The following is a 977-nucleotide window of genomic DNA, read 5'->3' as shown; positions in this document are numbered from 1 at the left end:
CGCGACTGGCCGCTGGAAGGCGCTGAACGGTAGGCCCACCCCGAGCGCTGCGCGCCTCCCCTTGTATCTTTAGTGTTGTTCGGACCGGCCACGTAACCCGATCTCCCCTGGGGCAGTCTTTGTCTAGCCCGTCCTTGAGCATGGAGTGCGTGAGCCGGACCGTCTTTCTCGCAGCCCGAACGGTTGTAGGAACGCAGGCAGTTCGAATAAACAAGGCAGGGAGCCGAAAGACATGTCCGATCCGATTTTTGTAGGAATAGATGTATCGAGCCAGACCTTGGAGGTGTGGTGCAGCGACCAGTCAGAGAGCCGGCAGTTCAGCAATGATGAAGCCGGTATTGACGCGCTGGAGCAACAGCTCAGGCAGTTGCCAGTGGGTTTGCTTGTGCTGGAGGCCACCGGTGGGTATGAGTTTGAGGCGGCCTACGCGTTACAGGCATCGGGTTTAGCTGTCGCGGTGGTCAATCCCCGCATGGCGCGTGACTTTGCGCGCGCGATGGGGCTGTTGGCCAAAACCGACGCCCTGGATGCAAGGATGTTGGCCGGGTTTGCCCAGGTGTTGCACCAGCACCCACAGCGAGACCGTTTTATCAAGCCGTTGGCCGATGCCCAGTTGCAGCAATTACAGGCCTTGGTGTTGCGCCGACGACAGATCGTGCAGATGCTCACCGCTGAACGCCATCGTTTGCGGCTGGCGCACGCGGCGGCCCGCCCCAGCATTCAGAGGCACATTGCCTTCTTGCAAGCGGAACAGGACGATTGCGATGGCGAGGTCAGCCACCACGTACAGCGGCATCATGCCGAACTGGCACGAGTGCTCAGTAGCGTTCCAGGAATCGGGGCAACCAGCATGGCAGTGTTACTGGCCGAGCTGCCGGAGTTGGGGCGGCTTGATCGCAGGCGCATTGCCGCACTGGTAGGGGTGGCGCCCATGAACCACGATTCGGGCAAGTTGCGCGGGCACCGCGCCATTATGG

Annotated in this window: 1 protein-coding gene; it reads left to right on the top strand. The window is 61.2% G+C overall.

Annotated features, from left to right (window positions below):
- Positions 1–232: 232 nt before the first annotated feature.
- Positions 233–977 (top strand): transposase (locus tag KDH83_RS30825; RefSeq protein WP_212322859.1); only part of this gene is annotated, 745 nt, incomplete at its 3' end.

The organism is Achromobacter sp. Marseille-Q0513 (assembly GCF_018195695.1).
Lineage (GTDB): Bacteria > Pseudomonadota > Gammaproteobacteria > Burkholderiales > Burkholderiaceae_B > Achromobacter.
The sequence above is the reverse complement of the archived record's forward strand: the minus strand, read 5'-3'. Positions and strand labels throughout refer to the sequence as shown.